The organism is Actinomadura rugatobispora, assembly GCF_042656285.1.
Lineage (GTDB): Bacteria > Actinomycetota > Actinomycetes > Streptosporangiales > Streptosporangiaceae > Spirillospora > Spirillospora rugatobispora.
Genome location: NZ_JBHSON010000001.1, coordinates 228,630 through 247,393 on the forward strand (window position 1 = coordinate 228,630; position 18,764 = coordinate 247,393).

16 protein-coding genes are annotated in these 18,764 nt (G+C 74.2%); 5 read left to right on the forward strand and 11 right to left on the reverse strand.

What is annotated here, in order from left to right; genetic code table 11:
- Nucleotides 1-50: 50 nt before the first annotated feature.
- Nucleotides 51-3,368: a bifunctional lysylphosphatidylglycerol synthetase/lysine--tRNA ligase LysX gene (gene lysX / locus ACFPZN_RS00970; RefSeq protein WP_378279093.1), complete on the forward strand. Its 3,318-nt coding sequence runs from the start codon at nucleotides 51-53 to the stop codon at nucleotides 3,366-3,368.
- Between the two features lie 4 nt (nucleotides 3,369-3,372).
- On the opposite strand, the gene ACFPZN_RS00975 is transcribed toward lysX, so the two are convergent.
- Both ACFPZN_RS00975 and ACFPZN_RS00980 read right to left on the reverse strand, forming a co-directional pair.
- Nucleotides 3,373-3,924 (reverse strand): hypothetical protein, encoded by a 552-nt coding sequence (locus ACFPZN_RS00975; protein WP_378279095.1) that lies wholly within the window; start codon nucleotides 3,922-3,924, stop codon nucleotides 3,373-3,375.
- A gap of 69 nt (nucleotides 3,925-3,993) precedes the next feature.
- Nucleotides 3,994-4,380 (reverse strand): hypothetical protein, encoded by a 387-nt coding sequence (locus ACFPZN_RS00980; RefSeq protein ID WP_378279097.1) that lies wholly within the window; start codon nucleotides 4,378-4,380, stop codon nucleotides 3,994-3,996.
- A 158-nt stretch (nucleotides 4,381-4,538) separates the two neighbouring features.
- Here ACFPZN_RS00980 and ACFPZN_RS00985 point away from each other — a divergent pair, with 158 nt between their 5' ends.
- Nucleotides 4,539-6,293 carry a TerD family protein gene (locus ACFPZN_RS00985; protein ID WP_378279099.1) on the forward strand — a complete coding sequence of 585 codons (1,755 nt, stop codon included), beginning with the start codon at nucleotides 4,539-4,541 and terminating at the stop codon, nucleotides 6,291-6,293.
- A 4-nt stretch (nucleotides 6,294-6,297) separates the two neighbouring features.
- On the opposite strand, the gene ACFPZN_RS00990 is transcribed toward ACFPZN_RS00985, so the two are convergent.
- The 4 genes from ACFPZN_RS00990 to ACFPZN_RS01005 all read right to left on the reverse strand — a co-directional run bounded on the left by ACFPZN_RS00990 (nucleotide 6,298) and on the right by ACFPZN_RS01005 (nucleotide 11,477).
- Nucleotides 6,298-9,645 carry a hypothetical protein gene (locus ACFPZN_RS00990; RefSeq protein ID WP_378279101.1) on the reverse strand — a complete coding sequence of 1,116 codons (3,348 nt, stop codon included), beginning with the start codon at nucleotides 9,643-9,645 and terminating at the stop codon, nucleotides 6,298-6,300.
- A 122-nt stretch (nucleotides 9,646-9,767) separates the two neighbouring features.
- Entirely contained in the window at nucleotides 9,768-9,971 is a 204-nt protein-coding gene (locus tag ACFPZN_RS00995; protein ID WP_378279102.1) for a PspC domain-containing protein, read from the reverse strand.
- Between the two features lie 202 nt (nucleotides 9,972-10,173).
- The gene (locus ACFPZN_RS01000) at nucleotides 10,174-10,833 is read right to left on the reverse strand and encodes an HAD family hydrolase (protein ID WP_378279103.1); all 660 of its coding nucleotides are present in this window, start codon (nucleotides 10,831-10,833) and stop codon (nucleotides 10,174-10,176) included.
- Nucleotides 10,830-11,477, reverse strand: a complete 648-nt coding sequence (locus ACFPZN_RS01005) for an MBL fold metallo-hydrolase (RefSeq protein ID WP_378279104.1) — start codon at nucleotides 11,475-11,477, stop codon at nucleotides 10,830-10,832. Before ACFPZN_RS01005 ends, ACFPZN_RS01000 begins: the two co-directional genes overlap by 4 nt.
- Before the next feature lie 177 nt (nucleotides 11,478-11,654).
- Here ACFPZN_RS01005 and ACFPZN_RS01010 point away from each other — a divergent pair, with 177 nt between their 5' ends.
- Nucleotides 11,655-12,725, forward strand: a complete 1,071-nt coding sequence (locus ACFPZN_RS01010; protein ID WP_378279106.1) for a phosphotransferase family protein — start codon at nucleotides 11,655-11,657, stop codon at nucleotides 12,723-12,725.
- Complete coding sequence (locus tag ACFPZN_RS01015; protein ID WP_378279108.1) at nucleotides 12,722-13,870, forward strand: Rv3169 family protein; 1,149 nt, start codon at nucleotides 12,722-12,724, stop codon at nucleotides 13,868-13,870. The genes ACFPZN_RS01010 and ACFPZN_RS01015 overlap by 4 nt, the downstream gene beginning before the upstream one ends.
- Here ACFPZN_RS01015 and ACFPZN_RS01020 read toward each other — a convergent pair.
- The 5 genes from ACFPZN_RS01020 to ACFPZN_RS01040 all read right to left on the reverse strand — a co-directional run bounded on the left by ACFPZN_RS01020 (nucleotide 13,854) and on the right by ACFPZN_RS01040 (nucleotide 17,488).
- Nucleotides 13,854-14,057 (reverse strand): hypothetical protein, encoded by a 204-nt coding sequence (locus ACFPZN_RS01020; protein WP_378279110.1) that lies wholly within the window; start codon nucleotides 14,055-14,057, stop codon nucleotides 13,854-13,856. The genes ACFPZN_RS01015 and ACFPZN_RS01020 overlap by 17 nt on opposite strands.
- 210 nt (nucleotides 14,058-14,267) lie before the next feature.
- The gene (locus tag ACFPZN_RS01025) at nucleotides 14,268-14,579 is read right to left on the reverse strand and encodes a Fe-S cluster assembly protein HesB (RefSeq protein ID WP_378279112.1); all 312 of its coding nucleotides are present in this window, start codon (nucleotides 14,577-14,579) and stop codon (nucleotides 14,268-14,270) included.
- 178 nt (nucleotides 14,580-14,757) lie between these two features.
- Nucleotides 14,758-15,714, reverse strand: a complete 957-nt coding sequence (locus ACFPZN_RS01030) for an LLM class F420-dependent oxidoreductase (RefSeq protein WP_378279114.1) — start codon at nucleotides 15,712-15,714, stop codon at nucleotides 14,758-14,760.
- A gap of 11 nt (nucleotides 15,715-15,725) precedes the next feature.
- Nucleotides 15,726-16,493, reverse strand: a complete 768-nt coding sequence (locus ACFPZN_RS01035; RefSeq protein ID WP_378279116.1) for an SDR family oxidoreductase — start codon at nucleotides 16,491-16,493, stop codon at nucleotides 15,726-15,728.
- Nucleotides 16,494-16,552: 59 nt separating this feature from the next.
- Complete coding sequence (locus ACFPZN_RS01040; RefSeq protein ID WP_378279118.1) at nucleotides 16,553-17,488, reverse strand: LysR family transcriptional regulator; 936 nt, start codon at nucleotides 17,486-17,488, stop codon at nucleotides 16,553-16,555.
- A gap of 59 nt (nucleotides 17,489-17,547) precedes the next feature.
- Between ACFPZN_RS01040 and ACFPZN_RS01045 the strand changes: the two genes are divergently transcribed.
- Nucleotides 17,548-18,759, forward strand: coding sequence for an MFS transporter (locus ACFPZN_RS01045; protein ID WP_378279120.1), 1,212 nt, complete (start codon nucleotides 17,548-17,550; stop codon nucleotides 18,757-18,759).
- The last annotated feature ends 5 nt before the right edge of the window (nucleotides 18,760-18,764 follow it).

Sequence of the window (18,764 nt, forward strand, 5' to 3'; positions counted from 1 at the left end):
CGAGGTTGGCGCCAAGGTGGACCTGAGAGCCGACGAAGACAGAAGCGTGCATGAACGTGACACCAGGTACAGGTAAGGGCAGGCCCGGCGCGGGACTCGCCGCAGGCTGGCACGGCCTCATCCAGACCGTGCCGACCATCTTCTTCTGGTACACCCGGCTCTCCGGCATCCTGTCCATTCTGGCCTGGCTGTCGTCCGACCTCATCCTCGAGGTCGCCGACATCTGGGCACTGCGCTGGATCTATTATCTGGGATTCACCGCCAGCGTGCCGTTCGGCCTGCTGCTGATCCTGCTGTCGATGGGGGTGCGGCGGCGCAAGAAGGCGGCGTGGCGGATCCTGGTCCTGCTGTTCGGCCTGTATTCGGCGACGTCCACGCTGCTGCTGCTCGCGCTGATCCTCGACCCGACGGAGCCGACGCCGGTCGGCGAGGCCATCACCACCGGCGTGTTCCTGGCCGCGCTGGCGCTGCTGATCGCGGCGCGCGGCGAGTTCACCACGCTGCCCGACCGCGCCAACCGGCGGCTCGCCGCGATCGTGTTCACCGTGCTGGTGGTGGTCAGCGGCGGGATCGGCACGTTCCTGGTCACCGTCACCGACCAGGACCCGCGGGGCGGCTTCTGGACCCATCCCTGGTACGTGGTGATACAGACCGTGCTGGGGTCGGGCGTCACCGGCGAGCCCATCGACGTGCTGGTCCCGGGCTGGGTCGACACGATCATCGGGGTGCTCGGCACCGGGCTGCTCATCGTCACCTTCTGGGCACTGTTCCGTCCCGGCCGGGGCGACGCGGTGCTCGACTCCGACGAGGAGATCGCGGTGCGCACGCTGCTGGCCGAGTACGGCGAGGAGGACTCGCTCGGCTACTTCGCGCTGCGCCGCGACAAGGACTTCGTCCTCGCCCCCAACGGCAAGGCCGGCATCGCCTACCGGGTGGAGGGTTCGGTCTCGCTGGCCAGCGGCGACCCGCTGGGCGACCCCGAGTCCTGGGACCAGGCGATCGCGGCCTGGCTCGGCGAGTGCCGCGCGCACGCGTGGATCCCCGGCGCGGTCAGCGTCGGCGAGCGCGCCGCGCGCATCTACCGGCGGCACGGCTTCGACGCCCTCGAACTGGGCGACGAGGCGATCCTGGACCTCACCGACTTCAACCTCGACGGCCGCGAGATGCGGCAGGTCAGGCAGGCCGTGCGGCGGGTCGAGCGGGCCGGGTACACGGTGCGGATCCGCCGCCACTCGCAGATCGCCGCGTGGGAGATGGCCAAGCTGATCCGCAGCGCCGACGCCTGGCGCGGCGAGGACACCGAACGCGGGTTCTCCATGGCGCTCGGGCGGCTCGGCGACCCCACCGACGGCCGCTGCGTGATGGTCGAGGCGTTCGACGCCGAGGGCGAGCTGCGCGGGCTGCTCAGCTTCGTCCCGTGGGGCCGCACCGGGCTGTCGCTGGACCTGATGCGGCGCGACCGCGCGGCCGAGAACGGGCTGAACGAGTTCATGGTGGCCAAGCTCGCCGAGCGGGCCGGCACCATCGGCGTGCAGCGGCTCTCGCTCAACTTCGCGATGCTGCGGTCGGCGTTCGAGCGCGGCTCGCAGATCGGCGCGGGCCCGGTGGCGCGGCTGTACTACCGGCTGCTGTCGTTCGCCTCCAAGTTCTGGCAGCTCGAATCGCTGTACCTGTCCAACGCCAAGTACAACCCCGACTGGCGGCCCCGGTTCATCTGCTACATGCAGAACCGCGACGTCATCCGCCTCGGCCTCGCCTACGCGCGGGCCGAGGGCTTCCTGCCCAACCTCAACCGGCCCAAGCTCGACCGCGCCGCGCGGATGGCGCCGTCCCGGGAGCTGGTCACCAAGATCCATGAGATCGAGGAGGAGGCGGAGGCGGCGCGCGCGCCGCAGCGGCGGCTGTCGGAGCAGGAGCGGGTCCGGCACGCCAAGCTGGAGCAGATCCGCGAGGCGGGGATGGAGCCGTACCCGCTCGGCTTCGAGCGCACCGACTTCGCCGCCGGCATCCGGGAGCGCTTCCCCGATCTGGCGCCCGACACCCTCACCGGCGCGTCCGTCTCCGTCGCCGGGCGTGTCATGCTGGCCCGCGAGCACGGCCGGCTCATCTTCGTGTCGCTGCGCGACGAGACCGGCGACCTGCAGATCATGCTGACCTCCGACGCGCTCGGCGCCGCGTCGCTGAAGTCGTGGAAGTCGCTGATCGACCTCGGCGACCAGGTCGGCGTGACCGGCGAGGTGGTGACGTCCCGCACCGGCGAGCTGTCGGTGCTGGCCCACTCCTGGAAGCTCACCGCCAAGTGCCTGCGCCCGCTCCCGAACAAGGCGACGGGCCTGGCCGACCCCGAGGCGCGGGTGCGGCAGCGCTACGTCGACTACATCGTCAACGACGAGTCGCGCCGGATGCTGCGGATGCGCGGCGACGCGGTCGCGGCCGTACGGGACGGGCTGCGCGATCGCGGCTACCTGGAGGTCGAGACGCCGATGCTCCAGCCGATCCACGGCGGCGCCACCGCACGGCCGTTCACCACCCGCATGAACGCCTACAACATGCAGCTGTACCTGCGGATCGCACCCGAGCTCTACCTCAAGCGGCTGCTGGTCGGCGGCGTCGGGAAGGTGTTCGAGCTCAACCGCAACTTCCGCAACGAGGGCGTGTCGCACAAGCACAACCCCGAGTTCACGATGCTGGAGGCCTACGAGCCGTACGGCAACTACGACACCATGGCCGTGCTCACCCGCGACCTGGTCGTCGCGGCGGCGCGCGCGGCGCTGGGCACCACGGTGGTCGTCCGGGACGGCGTCGAGTACGACCTGGCCGAGCCGTGGCGCGAGATCACCGTGTACGGGTCGGTGTCGGAGGCGCTGGGCGAGGAGCTGACGCCCGACACCGCGCTGACGGCCGTCCGGTCCGCCGCCGAGGGGGCCGGGGTGAACGTCGACCCGGCGTGGGGGCAGGGGCGCGTCGTCCAGGAGCTGTTCGAGGCGCTGGTCGAGGATGACCTCAAGGCACCCACGTTCGTGCGCGACTTCCCGGCGGAGACCTCGCCGCTCACCCGGCCGCACCGCAAGGACCCGCGGCTGGCCGAGAAGTGGGACCTCATCGTCTTCGGCCTCGAACTGGGCACCGCCTACTCCGAGCTCATCGACCCGATCCTGCAGCGGCGGCGGCTCACCGAGCAGTCGCTGCAGGCGGCGGGCGGCGACCCCGAGGCGATGGAGCTGGACGAGGACTTCCTGCGCGCGCTGGAGTACGCCATGCCCCCGGCCGGCGGCATGGGCATGGGCATCGACCGGCTGCTCATCACCCTCACCGGGCGCAGCATCCGGGAGACGGTCCCGTTCCCGCTGGTCCGCCCCGGCTCGTGACCTGCTAGAGGAAGGGGCGGGGGCCGGGGCGGTAGCCGTGCGCGGCGAGCCAGCTCCGCGCCCTGCCGCGCTGCGCCTCCTCGCCCGGTCCGCCGGGGCCCGGCCCGCCCGGGACGAACGTCAGCCACCGCCCCGGGTCGTCGGCGGTGTCGAAGGGCGGCGGGCCGCCGTCGATCTCAGAGTCGATGTCGCCGGTGCGCAGGTCGACGACGTGGACGCCCTCGGACGGGTCGGCGTCGAGCCGGGGGCCGAGCGCGGCCAGGTCGACGGGCGCGTCCGCCAGCGGCGTGGCCGTCCCGTCGAGAGCGGCGGCCAGCTCGGCGGCCAGCTCCGCGTCGCCGGGGCCGTCGCGGCCGGTCAGCTCCTCGACGCATGTGCGTGCGAGCCGGTCGGCGCCGGTTAGCGCGCCCTCCAGCGCCGCGATCAGGACGTCGCCCGCGTACTGAAGCACCGGCCCCAGCGGACGGCCGGCCAGGACGTCGAGCCCCCGCCGGGCGTCCCGCCGGTGCACGGCGGCGCGCAGTCGCCCCCGCGCGTCCTCATCCCAGTCGGCCACGCCTCCCTATATACCGACAACCACTGACACCCGGCGTCACGTCGGGGAATTCTCCTGGTGGGGCCGGTCTCAGTCGCCGCGCCCGCGCTTGTCCTCCACGTGGACGACCTCGAGCTCGCGCCCGTCCTGGTCGCGCCGGGAGCGGCCGAGCAGCCCCACCTTCAGCTCGTCGGCCTCCTCGACCTCGTCGGGCGCGACGTAGCTGAGCACGTCGTCGTGGTGGTGGCCGTACACGACCCAGCCGGGCGCGTCGTCCAGCTCGATGATGCCGAAGTCGGCGGACGGCGTCCCGGCGTGCACGGGCCCGTACTCGCGCAGGATCCCGACGGCCTGCGCGGCGAGGTCCTCCTCGGGCTCCATCAGGATCACGCACGTCCCGTTCCCGAACATCACCCACGACTTGTGGTCGCCCAGGATCACGGTCCGCCAGATACCGATGATCTCTTCTGTCCGCATACAGAGATCATGCCGTTCCGGCCCGCTCCCTCCCACCGATATGTCAGACCCGATCCGTCTCGGGACCCGCGCGTGCCCCCCGGTTTACCGGATGTCCGCATGTGGGCACCTTCCGTCAGGCCGCTCCCCCGCAGGTCACCCGGCTCTAGCGTGCGACCATGCAGAGCTCCGAGCACCCTGGTGAATGGGCGCTCGTGGACGTGGAGACCTCCGGTTTCCGCGCGCACGAGCACCGCGTCCTGTCCCTGGCGATCGTGACCGTCGGCTCCGACGGCGCGCGGACCGGCGAGTTCACGACGCTGCTGGATCCGGGCTGCGACCCGGGGCCGGTGCACGTCCACGGGCTGACCGCCGGGCGACTGCGGGGCGCCCCGAGGTTCGAGGACGTCGGCGGGAAGGTCGCCGAGCTGCTGCGCGACCGGGTGATGGTGGCGCACAACGCGCCGTTCGACTACGGCTTCCTCGCGCACGAGTTCGCGCGCGCCGGGCTGGCGCTGCCGGTCCGGCGGCGGCTGTGCACGCTGGCGCTCAACCGGCGGCTGGCGCCGCCGACCTCGGATCTGCGGCTGGGCACGCTCGCCGCGCACTACGGCGTCGCGCACGCCCGCGAGCACGACGCGCTGGAGGACACCCGCGCGCTCGCCGGGGTGCTGCGCGGCTCCCTGGCGTCCGCGGCGGAGATGGGCGTGCCGCTGCCGCTGGTGCCCTGCCCGCCCAAGCAGAACGGCGCGTACCGGCCGAGGACGTCCAAGGTCCCGTGCGCGTACCGCAACCCGGGGCGGCTTCCCGACGGCGGCCCGCTCGTGCAGGGCATGAAGGTCGCGGTGACCGGCGAGACGGGCGTGCCGCGCGAGGAGCTGGCCGCGCGGGCGGCGGCGGCCGGGCTGAACGTGATGAGCTCCGTCAGCCGCCACACCAGCGCGCTGGTGGCCGGCGACCCGAGGTCGGACTCGGGCAAGGCGCGGCGGGCGCGGGAGGAGGGCGTCCCCGTCATCGACGAGCGGACGTTCGTGCGGCTGCTCGGCGACGTCCGGGCCGGGGTGCCGCACGACGCCCCGGCCCCGGCCGCCGACGCGCCGGAGGCGGCGCCACAGGGCGGCGGGAACGGCGGCAGGGGCCGGAAGGGCGGTCCGCTCGCGGGGCGGCGGGTGCTCGTCGTCGGCGGGAGCCACCCGCAGGCGTCCGGCGCCCGCGGCAGGGTGGTCGAGCTGGGCGGGGCCGCGGCGGTGAACCTCTCGGCGAGCGTCACCGACGTGGTGGTGCTGGCGGGCGGCGAGTCCGACCGGCGCATGGCGCGGGCCCGCGCGCTGGAGCTGCCGGTGTACGAGGGCGAGTGGCTGCGGGCGCCCGTGCCGCGTCCGGCACCGGACCGGGCGGCGGACCCGTTCGTGCTGGCCAGGGGCGCCGTGGCCGACCTGCCCGTCAGCGCCGGGGCGACGCGGTGGACGGTGGCCGCGTCCTGGGCGCAGCACGCGGCCTGCGAGGTCGACGTGGTCGCGTTCGCCGTGGACGCCGACGAGCAGGTCGCCTGCGACGAGGACTTCGTCTTCTACGGCGCGCCGGAGAGCCCCGACGGCGCCGTGCGGCTGTCCGCCGACGGCCCGGCCGAGCAGGCGGTGACCGTCGACCTGGCGCTGCTGCCCGCCGGGGTGCGGCGGGTCGTGGTCGCGGCGGCGGTCGACGGCGACGCGACGTTCGGCGACCTGGGCGCGGTCGAGATCGCCGCGGGCCCCGGCCGGCACGCCCGGCCGCTAGCGCAGGCGACGCTGGACGCGGCGACGACGGAGCGGACGATGCTGCTCGCCGAGCTCTACCGGCGCGGCACCGGCTGGCGGCTGCGCGCCGTCGGGCAGGGCTACGGGTTCGGGCTGGACGGCCTCGCCCGCCTGTTCGGCGTCGACGTCGCGGACTGACCGGTCAGCCGAAGATCTCCCGGTACTGCTCGACCGCGTACCGGACCCGCGCCCCCACCAGCAGTGCCTCGTCCGCCGGGCAGTCCAGCAGCCGGGCGACCAGGTCGACGAGCCCGTCGTCGTCGAGGTCCGGCTCGCGCAGCGCGACCTGCTCCACGATCTCCACCAGCTCCGGGCGCTTGTAGACCGCGATGGACCGCCCCGGCCTGACCCGGACGACCTTCGCGACCGCTTTGGGCTGCCGCCGCTGCCGCGGAGGCTCGGGTTCGGGCGGAGGCGCGGGGGCGGGCTGGGGCTCGGGCTCGGGCGGCTCGGGTTCCGGTTCTGGTTCTGGTTCCGCTTCGACGGGAGGGTCGGGGGCGAAGCGGGTCAGGAGGATCTCGAAGAGCGGCGCGGTCGGGGTGATGATCTCCGCCAGGTCCGGCGGCGGGGCCGAGACCGGCACGGGGCCCTCGGGGGCGGGGAGGGCCGGGCCGCCCTGCCCGACGATGATCACGCGGGGCGCGTGCCACAGGAGGAAGAGGGCCTCCGCCCCCGCGCCGTGCTCACCGTCCGCGATCACCACGTCGAACGCGCCGGGACGGGGCGGCAGCGCCTCGGGGATCCGCCACAGCGGGACGATCCACACCGGGACGATCTCCGCCGGGTCGGTGGCCGCCGGGTCCACGCCCGGCAGGCAGGCGCCCCAGACCTCCTCCTCGGCCAGCCGGGCCGTCACCTCGTCCAGGTGCGCGCGGGCCCGTCCGAGGTCGGCGCGCAGCCGGTCCTCGGCGCCGGAGCGGGACAGCGCGGCCAGGCGGGACGCCGCCGCGGCCCACGCCCACGCCTCCTCCCAGCGCTCCACCCGCCCCGGCCAGGACTCGTCGGCGACGGTGGCGGCGAGCAGGTCGGCGAGCTCGGGGTGGACGGCCCGGACGCGGCCGAGCAGCTCGGCGCAGCGGATCTCCAGGGCCCGCTCGTGCCGCGCCTCGGCGAGGGCGCGCAGGCACCGGCCGTACGCCTCGGCGTCGCGGGCGTCGATCGCGGCCATGGCGGCGTTCAGCTCGGGCGGGCGGTCGCCGTCGTCGCCGGCCCGGGCGACCGCGTCGCGCAGGGCGGTGAGGTCGGCGGTGGCGCGGTTCACGCCCTGGTTGAGCCGGGCGCTCTCCAGGCCGGCGACGTACCCGTACCACTGGAGCGGGTGGGTGAGCGGGATGCCCAGGCCGGCCTGGAAGAGGAGGTCGACGGTCTCGTCGATCGCGGGGACCACGTCCCGGACGCGGGCGAGGCGGGCGTGCGCGCGGCGGAAGCGGGCGACCCGCGTCCCCGGCGGCACGTCAGCCGGGAACGACACCCCGGCCGCCTCCCACACGTACTGGAGCTCCTGGCAGGCCATCCGCACCATCAGCTCGGTGAAGACGGCGTCGAGGGCCTCGGGGGTGGCCGGCGGGCGGCCGTCGACGGTGATGCCCTGGAGGAGGGGTTCGGCCTGGCGCTGCGGCGCGGAGCGCAGCGGGCCGCGCTTGAGGGTGCCGCCGTCGGCGAGGTAGTTGCGGAGCTGCTGGGCGGCGGCGGCCAGCCCGCGCAGGTGCAGCTCGCCCGGCGGGAGCTCGACCCGGTGGCCGGCCAGGGAGCGCAGGGCCCGGTCCGCCCACTCGGCCTGCGAGGCCATCTCCGCGACGCGTTCCCAGACGGCCGGGCGGCGCCGTCCGAGGGCGTCGGTGAACGCGCGGACCGCGTGGTCGGCCTGGTCCCACGCGTGCGGGTGGCCCTCCAGGCCCAGATCGCGGAGCGCGGCGTTCACGGCGGCCGCGCAGCTCTCCAGGCGGGCGATCAGGTGGACGTCGCAGTGCCGCAGCCGCCGGGACAGGTCGCTCTCGGAGCGTTCGGCGCGGGCGGCGGCGGTGGCCTCCGCCTCGATCAGCGTCCGCACGTAGGGAGGGCTGGGAAGGGTGGCCGGGTCGACGTCGCGCTGCGCCGCGCGGGCCTGCCGGACGGGGGTCCGCCCCGCCAGCAGCCGGACCAGCTCGGCGGCCTCGGCGCCCCGCAGCGGGGCGGGGCCGAGTCCGGGGCGCGGCGGCAGCCACCCGTGCTCGGCCTCCTCGGCGCGTATCCGGCGTTCGAGGTCGGCGCGGCCTCCGGTGTAGCCGCCGCCGAGGTCGTGGCGCTCCTCCTCCTCGGCCGCGCGCAGCCGCCCGGCGAGGTCGTCGACGGCGGCCTTCACCTCCTCGTGCCGTTCGACCAGCTCCTCGGTGAGCGCCCGGTGCCGCTGCCGGTCGTGCCCGGCCACGCGGGCGAGCACGGCCGCGGCCACCCGCTCGGGGGACGCGGCGGCCGCCTCGCCCTCCTCGAAGCCGGTCACGGTCGCGCAGAGCCCGGCGACCCCGGCGGGCAGGGAGGCGTGCAGGCTCCGGGCCGCCTCGTCGTCCGGGACGGCGACCAGCACCCGGCGGCCCCGGTTCAGCATCCCGCCGAGCAGGCCGGCGACGGTTTCGGCATCGCGGTCCTGGACGTGCAGCAGCGGCGAGCGGCCGCCCGGCGCCAGGAACCCGGCGAGCCCGGCGGGCACCGGGCCGTCGCCGAGGAGTTCGAGCAGCGTGTCGTAGTGGGCGGCGACGGCGGCCCGGCCCGGCGCGCGGGCGACCAGCGCGGGCGCCAGCCGCAGCCGCGGCACCGGCGGCGGGGGGCCGGCGGGCTGGGCGGGCGCCCAGTCCTCCCGGAACGCCACCGCCTCGCCGCGGTCGCCGAACGCCACCGAGCACCACTTGCGGAGCACGTCCGACACCGAGGCGTGCAGGCCGAGCCCCTGCCCGGACGAGCGCACCGCGTCCCACACCCAGTCGGTGCGGGCGGGCTGGAAGCCGGGCAGCCCGGCCAGCAGCTCGCGGTCGCGCGGGGTCGCGTGGCCGGCCAGGACCACGTCCAGCCGCCCGGACCGGTCGTCCACGACGATCCGGACCGGGGTGGACAGCAGGTGGTCGTGCACCGCGGGGCCGTCGGCGGGACCCCAGCTGAGCAGCCCGGTGGCCAGCACCACGTCCGCGCCGCGCGCGGCGGCGTCCTCGGCCATGTCGTGCAGGGCCCGGTACCAGTGCCGCATGCCCAGCCAGCCGTCGAACTCCTCCAGCACGCCGGGCGGCGACAGCGGGATCACCGGGACGCTGAACAGCACGTCGCCGGGCCCGGCGTCGGTCTCCACGTAGACCTCGCCGGGCAGGTCGGCCAGCCAGTGGACCTGTTCGCGGGCCGCGCCGTCGCGGACCGGCCCGCGGCGGGCCCGGGCCAGGTCGCGCAGGTGCCCGAGCAGCGCGCGGGCGCCGTCGGCGGTGCCCGCCTCCGCGCCGGGGCCCGGCCACCGGCCCTTGTCAGGCACTGGGCTCCCTCCCGGACTCTCGGAAACGCCGTGCCACGATCTAACACCGTGGGATCCCCGGGTCCAAGGGGCTCCGCCGGTCGAAACGGCGTCAGGACGTTATCAGTGCGCCCGCGGGAAATTCAGGAGGAGCGCGCCAAGTGCCGGTCTTCGTTCGGCAGCATGACCCACAGCACGAGGTAGACCACGAACTGCGGGCCGGGCAGCAGGCAGGACAGCAGCGCCAGGATCCGGACGGTGGCGGGCGTGGTCCCGAACCTGCGGGCCAGCCCGGCGCACACGCCGGCGATCATCCGTCCGCGGCGCGGGCGGTAGGTGCCGTTCATGAGAATGCTCTCCCCGTTCCACTTCGCTTGATGCGTGTCCGCCACCTGCGGACACGACATCAACGGTAGGAAACGGGCGGCCGGACGAAATCCCTCTGACGGCCGGTCTTGATGCCCTACTCACGAATTAAGGGATGACCCTTAGGGGCCGTGGGCCCGCCGGAGCCGGGCCGCGAATGGCAATTCCCGGGAAAGGGCGCGGTCAGGCGGCGGCATTGTGCGCGGCGACCAGGGCGGGCAGCCCCTCCAGGTCGTCCAGCACGAACGTGCAGCCCTCCAGGGCCTCGTCGTCCCCCTGGATGAACCCCCACGGGCCGCGCCGCAGGAAGGCCGCCTGCATGCCGTACGCCAGGGAGGGGCGCACGTCGTTGTCGACGCGGTCGCCCACGTACAGCACCTGCCGCGCAGGCACGCCCGCCAGCTCCTCGCACCGCGCGAAGAACGCCGGGTCGGGCTTCTGGAGGCCCCACACGTCCGAGATCCCGACGACGTCGGCCTCCAGGCCCAGCGCGGCGAACTGCTCGGCCGCCTCGACCGGCTGGTTGCCGGCGACCCCGACGAACAGCCCCTGGGCGCGCAGCGCGGTCAGGCAGCCGCGGGCGTCGGGGTAGAGGTCGGCGGGTCCGAAGCCGTTCGGCACCCCCGCCTCGACGCGCCTGCGCTGCTCCTTCTCCAGGTCGAACCCCGGCCGGAAGTACTCCAGGAGGTCCATGTGGGTGCCGCCGGTGGCCAGCAGCGCGCCCAGCTTGGTGAGGAAGGTGTGCCGCGGCACGCCCAGCCAGTCGGCCCACCGGCCGTAGATCTCGCCCTCGTTGATCAGGGTCTCGCCGATGTCGAAGAAGACCGCGCGTATCTCCCTCATGACGCGAGGTCGACGGACTCGCCGGGCTTGAGGCGGCGGAAGTCCTTGCCGGCCTCCTTGCCCGCGTTGGTCACGTGCGTCTCCATCACCGACAGGCCGTTGTCGTTCAGCAGCCCGTCGTGGATGACGAACGCGCGCTCGGGGCGCACCTCGCGGGCGTACTGGTACAGCTCCGGGATCTTCATCCAGGGCGCGTTGCCGGGCAGGCACAGGGTGCGGACGGGCTCGCCGGGGACGGTCAGCGCGTCGCCCGGGTGGAACACCTCCCCGTCGACCAGGAAGCCGGTGTTGGGGATCGGCGGGATGTCGGGGTGCAGGATCTCGTGGTCCTCGCCGTAGACGTGCACCTCGAAGCCGGCCACGGTGACCGCGTCGCCGTGCCCGACCTGGTGGACGCGCCCGCCGAGGTCGGCCAGGTTCTCGGCGACGACGCGGGACGTCCACGCCTCCAGCGCCGGGTTCTCCGCCATGGCCTTGCGCAGCCGGTCGGGGTCGAAGTGGTCGAAGTGCTCGTGCGTGATCAGGACGGCGTCGGCGCCCTCCAGGGCGTCGGCCTCCGTGGTGAACGCCCCCGGGTCGATGACCAGGGTCCGGTCGTCCTTCTGGAGCCGCACGCAGCTGTGTCCGAGCTTGGTCAGTCGCATGATCCGATCCTTTCACGCCCGCCTGGCCCGCCGGGGGCGCCGGATCGCCCGGGGCATTGACCGCGCCCCGGGGCGTTGATAGAACACGTTCTAGTTTGGTGTCCGCCCGGCGTCCGGGGCCGGCCGCCCCACCCTCACCCGGCCGCCCCGGCACCGGCGGCGCGCGAGGAGGCGGCCATGCCCGTACCCGACCAACGCGACCCCGAGATCACCCTGAGGAGCCTGGCCGGCTGGCTGGACGGCCGCCTGCCCGGAGCCCGGATCCCGCACCTGGAGACCCCGTCGACCAGCGGCTTCTCCAACGAGACGCTGCTGTTCGACGCCGCCTGGACCGACCCGGACGACGGCCGCGGGCGGCGCGAGCCGTACGTGGCCCGGGTCGCCCCGGCCCGCTACCAGATCTTCCCCGAGCCGCGCTTCGAGGAGCAGTACCGCCTGATGCGGATCCTGGACGCGCACACCGACATCCCCGTGCCGCCCATCCGCTGGTACGAGCCGTCCGCCGACACCCTCGGCGCCCCGTTCTTCGTGATGGGGCGGGTCGAGGGCCGCGTCCCGACGGACATGCCCCCGTACCACATGGACGGCTGGGTCACCGAGGTGTCCCCTGAGGAACGCGCCGCGATGTGGTGGTCCACCCTGGACATCCTCGCCCGCGTCCACAGGCTCGACCCGGTCGCCCTGGACCTGGGGTTCCTCGACCAGCCCCAGTGGGGCGCCCCCGGGCTGGGCCAGCGGCTCGCCTACTACGAGCACTACCTGCCCTGGGCGTACGACGGCCCGCAGGAGATCGCCCACACGGCCCTGGCCTGGCTCAAGGCCAACCGTCCCGAGGAGCTCGACCCGCCCGCCCTGCTGTGGGGCGACGCGCGCATCGGCAACGTCATCTTCCAGGACGGCGTGCCCGCGGCCGTCCTCGACTGGGAGAACGCCGTGCTGGGCGCGCCGGAGGAGGACCTGGCGTGGTTCATGTTCCTGGACCGGCACCACTCCGAGGGCATCGGCGTGCCCCGCCTGGAGGGCTTCCCCCCGTACGCCGAGACCGTCGCCCGCTACGAGGACCTGCTCGGACGGCCGGTCCGCCACCTGGAGTACTACGAGATCCTGTCCGGCTTCAAGTTCGCCGTGATCATGGCCCGGATCGGGCAGGCGATGATCGACTTCGGCTGGATCGAGCCCGGCAGCGACTTCCCGTACGACAACAACTGCACCCGCCTGCTCGCCCGGATCCTCGGAGGGGACCAGTGACGCTCTCGCCGCTCGACGACTACCCGATCCACCAGGCGCCCGAGGTGATGCGGCACGTCACCACCTCCGACCGCAACTTCTACGACCGGTACTACTTCAACGCGCACGGCTGCTCCGGCGAGCTGATGATGATCGTCGGGATCGGGCAGTACCCGAACCTCGGCGTCACCGACGCGTTCGCGGTGGTGCGGCGCGGGCCCGTCCACAAGGTCGTACGGGCGTCGCGCGAGCTGGGCCTGGACCGGATGGACACCGCGGTCGGGCCGTTCCGGGTCGAGGTCGTGGAGGGCCTGAGGCGGCTGCGGGTCGTCCTGGAGGAGAACGGGCACGGCCTGTCGTTCGACCTCGCCTGGGAGGGCGCCATCCCGGCGCAACTGGAGCCGCCGCACTACCTGCGCTGGCAGGAGCGGGTCGTGTTCGACTCCCGGCGGCTGGCACAGACGGGCCGCTGGACCGGGACGATCGTGGTGGACGGCGAGCGGATCGAGGTCACCCCCGACCGCTGGTGGGGGTCGCGGGACCGGTCCTGGGGCATCCGCCCGGTCGGGGAGCCCGAGCCGCCCGGCATCCAGGCGAAGAACGCGGGGACCTTCTACTGGCTGTACGCACCGATGCAGTTCGAGGACCACTCGATCCTGTGCATCGTCCAGGAGGACGAGAAGGGCCGCCGTCTCCTGGAGGAGGCCGTGCGCGTGTGGCCCGACGAGATGCGCGACCCCGGCTCTGCTTCCCCGGGGACGACCCCGGACCCCGAGTATCTCGGCCGCCCCGAGTACCGCCCGGTCTACAAGGAAGGCACGCGTGAGGTCTCCACGGCGACCATCGCGTTCAACCCGCCCGGGGGCGGCGAGCCGTTCACCGTAAGGGCCACGCCCATCCTCCCCGTCCACATGATGGTCGGCACCGGGTACGGCCTGGAGCCCGAATGGAAGCACGGCATGTACCAAGGGCCCGACCTCAAGGTGCAGGGCGTCTCCTACGACACGCGCAAGGAGGAGGACGCCGCCCGCATGTGGGGCATGGTCGACGCCGTCGCGCGCTACGAATACCTGGACGGCGCGGCGCCCACCCCGGCCGCCACCGGTTACGGCCTGTTCGAGTACTGGGCGCTGGGCCCGCACCCCTCGTTCAACGGGCGGCCATGACCACCGCCACGACGGCGAAAGCGAACGCCGCCGTGGTCAGGAGCAGGAACGCAGCGACGACGGCGCAGGCCAGCCCGCGCGGCTGGTCTCGCCAGTTGCCGTAGTGGTCGCGCACCTGCCGCTCCAGTTCCTCCCGTGGCGGCTGAGGCCGCTCCTCCGGGCCGGGCGGAGAGGACGAGGGCGTCACGCGCCCAGTGTCGCAGAAGCTCCCGGAGCGCGGAGGACGACAAAAGGGCCGGGCGCCGGTCCCTGGTGGGGATCGGCGGCCCGGCCCTGGCCGCGGGGGCGCTCCTGGTCGAGCGGGAAGGGATCAGGAACGCCCGTGCCCGTCCGCGGTCCGGAAGCGGTTCAGTACCGGTTCAGACGCCTCTACCGGTTCAGACGCCTCAGTTCCGGTTCAGACGCCCGGTCCCCCGGGGCCGCCCTGTCCTCCCTCTGCGATGGTGAACGCGACGTCGCCCTGCGGGTCGACCTGCGCGTCCAGGGTCTTGTCGTCGAGCAGCTGGGCGACGGTGGGCTCCAGGTAGACCCGGGCCCCCTCCGCCTCCACGACCTGGTCGCCGGCTTCCGGCTCGGGAGCGACCGAGAGCCGCAGTGCGTCGGAGCCGTCGATCCCGGCCTCGATGCGGATCCCGGTCTCGGGCGGCATCTCGGGGTTTGCGGTCACGGTACGGATCACCTGGACGGCGCCGCTGGTCAGGGTGAGCACGGTCGGCTCCTCATGTCTCGGTTGCAGGCCAGGGCAGGTCAGTGACCTGTTCGCCCCACCCTCCCCGGCGCGCGCGCCGGTAAACCTCCTTCTCCGGCAATCCGGGTGAACGCCCCGTAAAGGACCGGGCCCGGCGCGTCACCGCGACCGGGCCCGGAATCACCGCGACGAACGCCCCTTAATCGCCGGGGGCGAGGGCGCGGACCGCCTCGACCGTCGACAGCCCGCCGCCGGGGACGATCGCGAGCACGGGCGTGGTGAGCCCGTTCTCGACGTACTCCCGGACGCGGGCGCGGCAGGCCGCCGGCGAGCCGTGCACGATCAGGTCGTCGACGACCTCGTCCGGGATCACCTCCAGGGCCTTCTTGCGGTCGCCCGCGGCCCACGCCTCGTTCATCGGTCGCAGCGCCTCGCCGCGTCCCAGCCACTGGTGGAACGCCTGGTAGACCGGCACGTTCATGTACGCGGCGATCATCCAGCGGCCGATGGAGCGGGCCTCCTCGGCGTCGTCGGTCGGGCAGACGAACAGCCGGGCGAGCAGCTCGGGCTCCTCGCCCAGCTCGCCGCGCACGGTCCGCACGTCCCGGGGCGCCAGCCAGTTGGTGATCGCGCCGTCGGCCTCGCGGGCGGCCAGCCGCAGCATGCCGGGACGCAGCGCGGCCAGCACGATCGGCGGCGGCGTCGCGGGGGCCGCCTCCAGCTTGAAGCCCTTGACGGAGAACGTCGCGAAGTCCTCCTTGATCTTCTCCCCGGCCAGCGCGCGGCGCAGGAACCGCAGCGTGTCGCGGGTGCGCTTGTACGGCTCCTCGAACGGGATCCCGTTCCAGCGCTCGACGATGGTGTCGGAGGAGGTGCCGATGCCGAGCACGAAGCGGCCGGGCGCCAGGTCGGCGAGGGTCGCGGCCTGCTGCGCCAGCAGGGCCGGGCCGCGCGTGTAGACCGGCACGATCGCCGGGCCGAGGCGCAGCTCGGGCGCCCACTGGGAGGCCAGCGCCAGCGGGGTGAAGCCGTCGGTGCCGTTGGTCTCGGCGGACCAGGCGTCGGTGTAGCCGAGCGAGGGCAGCTCGGCGACGATCTCGCGGTGCTCGCCCAGGGCGAGCCCGCCCAGCGGAATGGTCAGTCCCCAGCGGTTCATGGTGCCGCTCCTCACGCGATCGAGGGCCGGATGATCGCGCCGCCGTCGATCACCATCGTCTGCCCGGTCATCCAGGACGCCGCGTCGCCGGCCAGGAACACCGCCGCCTTGGCGATGTCCTCGGGTGCGCCCAGCCGGCCCAGCGGCAGATGCTTGCTGATCTGCTCCTCGTTGTTCTCCCACAGCGCGCGGGCGAGCGCGGTCTTGACCAGCCCGGGGGCGATGCAGTTGACCCGGACGGCGGGGGCCAGCTCCATCGCGAACTGCCGGGTGAGGTGGATGACCGCGGCCTTGGTGGCGTTGTAGTACCCGATCCCGTGCTCGGTGATCATGCCGCCGACCGAGGCGATGTTGATGACCGAGCCGCCCCGTTCGCGCATCGAGCGCTTCCAGGCCAGCTGGGTCCACAGCACCACGGCGAACTGGTTGACCTGGACGGTCTTCTCGGCGGCGGCGGGCTCGATGTCGACCATCGGGCCGAAGTACGGGCTGGTGCCGGCGTTGTTGACCAGCACGTCCACCCCGCCGAACTCGGCCACGGCCGCCTCCACGCAGGCCGCGGCGGCGTCGGGGTCGCCCACGTGGGCGGCCTTGGCCAGCACGCCCGCGTCCGGGTGGGCCGCGCGGATCTCGGCGGCGGCCTCGTCGAGCGCCTCCTGCTTGCGCGAGGAGAGCACGACGTTGGCGCCCTCGGCGGCCAGCGCGACGGCGGTCGCCTTGCCGATGCCCCGGGAGGCCCCGGTGATGAGGGCTGTCTTTCCCTGCAGTCCAGTCCGCATGCGCACTCCAGAATCCGGCTCGGTTCGGTCTCACTGTACCGAAGTGACTGACGCGTCAGTTAGGAGACCTTCCCGTCACGCCCGGCCGTCCGGCCTCCGGCCGTTCGGTCCAGCACGAAGCGGCGGAATCCGTCCGCGGCGGGGGTCAGGGTGCGCCCGCCGTGCCAGGCCAGCCCGATCGTGCGCTCCGCGCCCGGATCCTCCAGCGGGATCTCGGCGAGCCCGGCCGACCCGCCGCCGCCCGTCCCCTCCCCGGCGGGCACCACCGCCACACCCAGGCCGGCGGCCACCAGCCCGCGGATGGTGGACAGCTCGTCCCCCTCGAACAGGATCGACGGCCGGAACCCGGCCCGCCGGGCCAGCTCCTCGAAGGTGTCGCGCACCCCGGCGCCCGGCCGTACCGCCACGAACGGCTCCCCCGCCGCCTCGGCCAGCCGCAGCGCCGCGCGCCCGGCCAGCCGGTGATCGGCGGGCACCGCCAGCAGCAGCCGCTCGGTGACCATCGGGGCCCAGGCCAGGTCCCGGGGCCACGGGCTGGTGATCGCCAGATCGGCGGCGCCGCCCCGGACCGCCTCCTCCAGCCCCGCCGCGGTGTCCTGGGCGAGCCGGAACCGCACCCGCGGACGCTCCCGCCGGAAACGGCGCAGCAAGTCAGGGACGAGCCAGGTGCCCTGCGTGTGCAGGAACGCCAGCGCGACCTCGCCGCCCTCGGGATCGGCGGCCTGCGCCAGCGCCCGCCGCGCCGCCTCCTCCTCGGCCAGCAGCCGGCGCGCGTGCGCGGCGAACACCTCCCCGTACCGGCTCGGCCGCACACTGCGCCCCTCCCGGTCCAGCAGCGGGACGCCCAGCTCGCGTTCCAGCCGGGCCACGGCCCGCGACAGTCCGGGCTGGGAGAGGCCCAGCTCGGACGCGGCGTTCGTCACATGCCCGTGCTCGACCACCGCCAGGAACCACCGCACCGTCTCCAGATCCACGCACTCATGCTTACCCGTCATCGATTTCCGTGACAACTCTCATTGGACGCATCACCCCTGCACGGCGGACCCTGGAGCCCATGACGGTCACGGTGGAGGCGGCCGGGCGGCACCGGCTCGGCTCGCCCGGCCTGCGCAGGATCAACCTCGCCCTGTTCGCGGCCGGGCTCTCGACGTTCATGTCGCTCTACTGCACGCAGGCGCTGCTGCCCGAACTCTCCCGCGCCTTCCACGTCCCGCCGGCGAAAGCGGCCCTGCTGGTGTCGCTGACGACCGGGGCGCTGGCGGTCGCGATCATCCCGGTCAGCTCGCTGTCGGAGCGGTACGGCCGCACCCGGGTCATGCTCGTCTCCTCGGTGGCGGCGGCGCTGGCCGGGCTGCTGCTGCCGCTGTGCCCGTCGTTCCCCGCGATGGCCGCGCTGCGCGCCGTCCAGGGCGTGGCGCTGGCCGGGGTGCCCGCCGTCGCGATGGCCTACCTGGCCGACGAGGTCGACCCCGGCTCGCTCGGCGGCGCGATGGGCCGGTACGTCGCGGGCACCAGCCTCGGCGGGCTGCTCGGCCGACTGGTGCCCGGCAGCGCGATCGACGTCGCGGGCTGGCGCTGGGCGCTGGCCGCCACGACCCTGCTCGCGCTCGGCTGCACGCTGCTGTTCTGGGCGCTGCTGCCGCCGTCCCGGTTCTTCCGGCCGGGCCGCGCCGAGCACCGCGCCCTGCTCGCCCACCTGCGCGACCCTGGGCTGCGCCGGCTCTACCTGACCGGGTTCCTGCTGATGGCGGGCATGGTCACGGTCTACAACCTGCTGTCCTACCGGCTGCTGGACGCGCCGTTCCACCTGCCGCGCGCGGTGGTCGGGCTGATCGCGGTGATGTACCTGGGCGGGTCGTTCGCGGCGGCCCGCGCCGGGCTGCTGGCCGACCGGCACGGAGGCCGTCCCGTCCTGCTCGCCGCGGTGGTGGCGACGGCCGGCGGGCTGGCGCTCACGCTGCCCGACTCCGTGCCGCTGATCGCCGCCGGCCTGCTGGTCTTCACGGCCGGGTTCTTCGCGGCCCACTCGGTGGCCGGCGGCCGGGTCGGCCTCCGCGCCACTCGCGGCCGGGCGCAGGCCTCCGCGCTCTACCTCTTCGCGTACTACATGGGCGCCGGCGTCGGCGGGACGGCGGGCGGCCTGGCCTACGAGCACGGGCAGTGGACGGGCACCGGCGTGTACGTGCTCGTCCTGCTGCTCGTGGCGGCGGTGGCCGTCGCCACCCTTGATTTGAACGTGCGCTTGGTTGGTAAGCTGCGCTCGTGACCCCC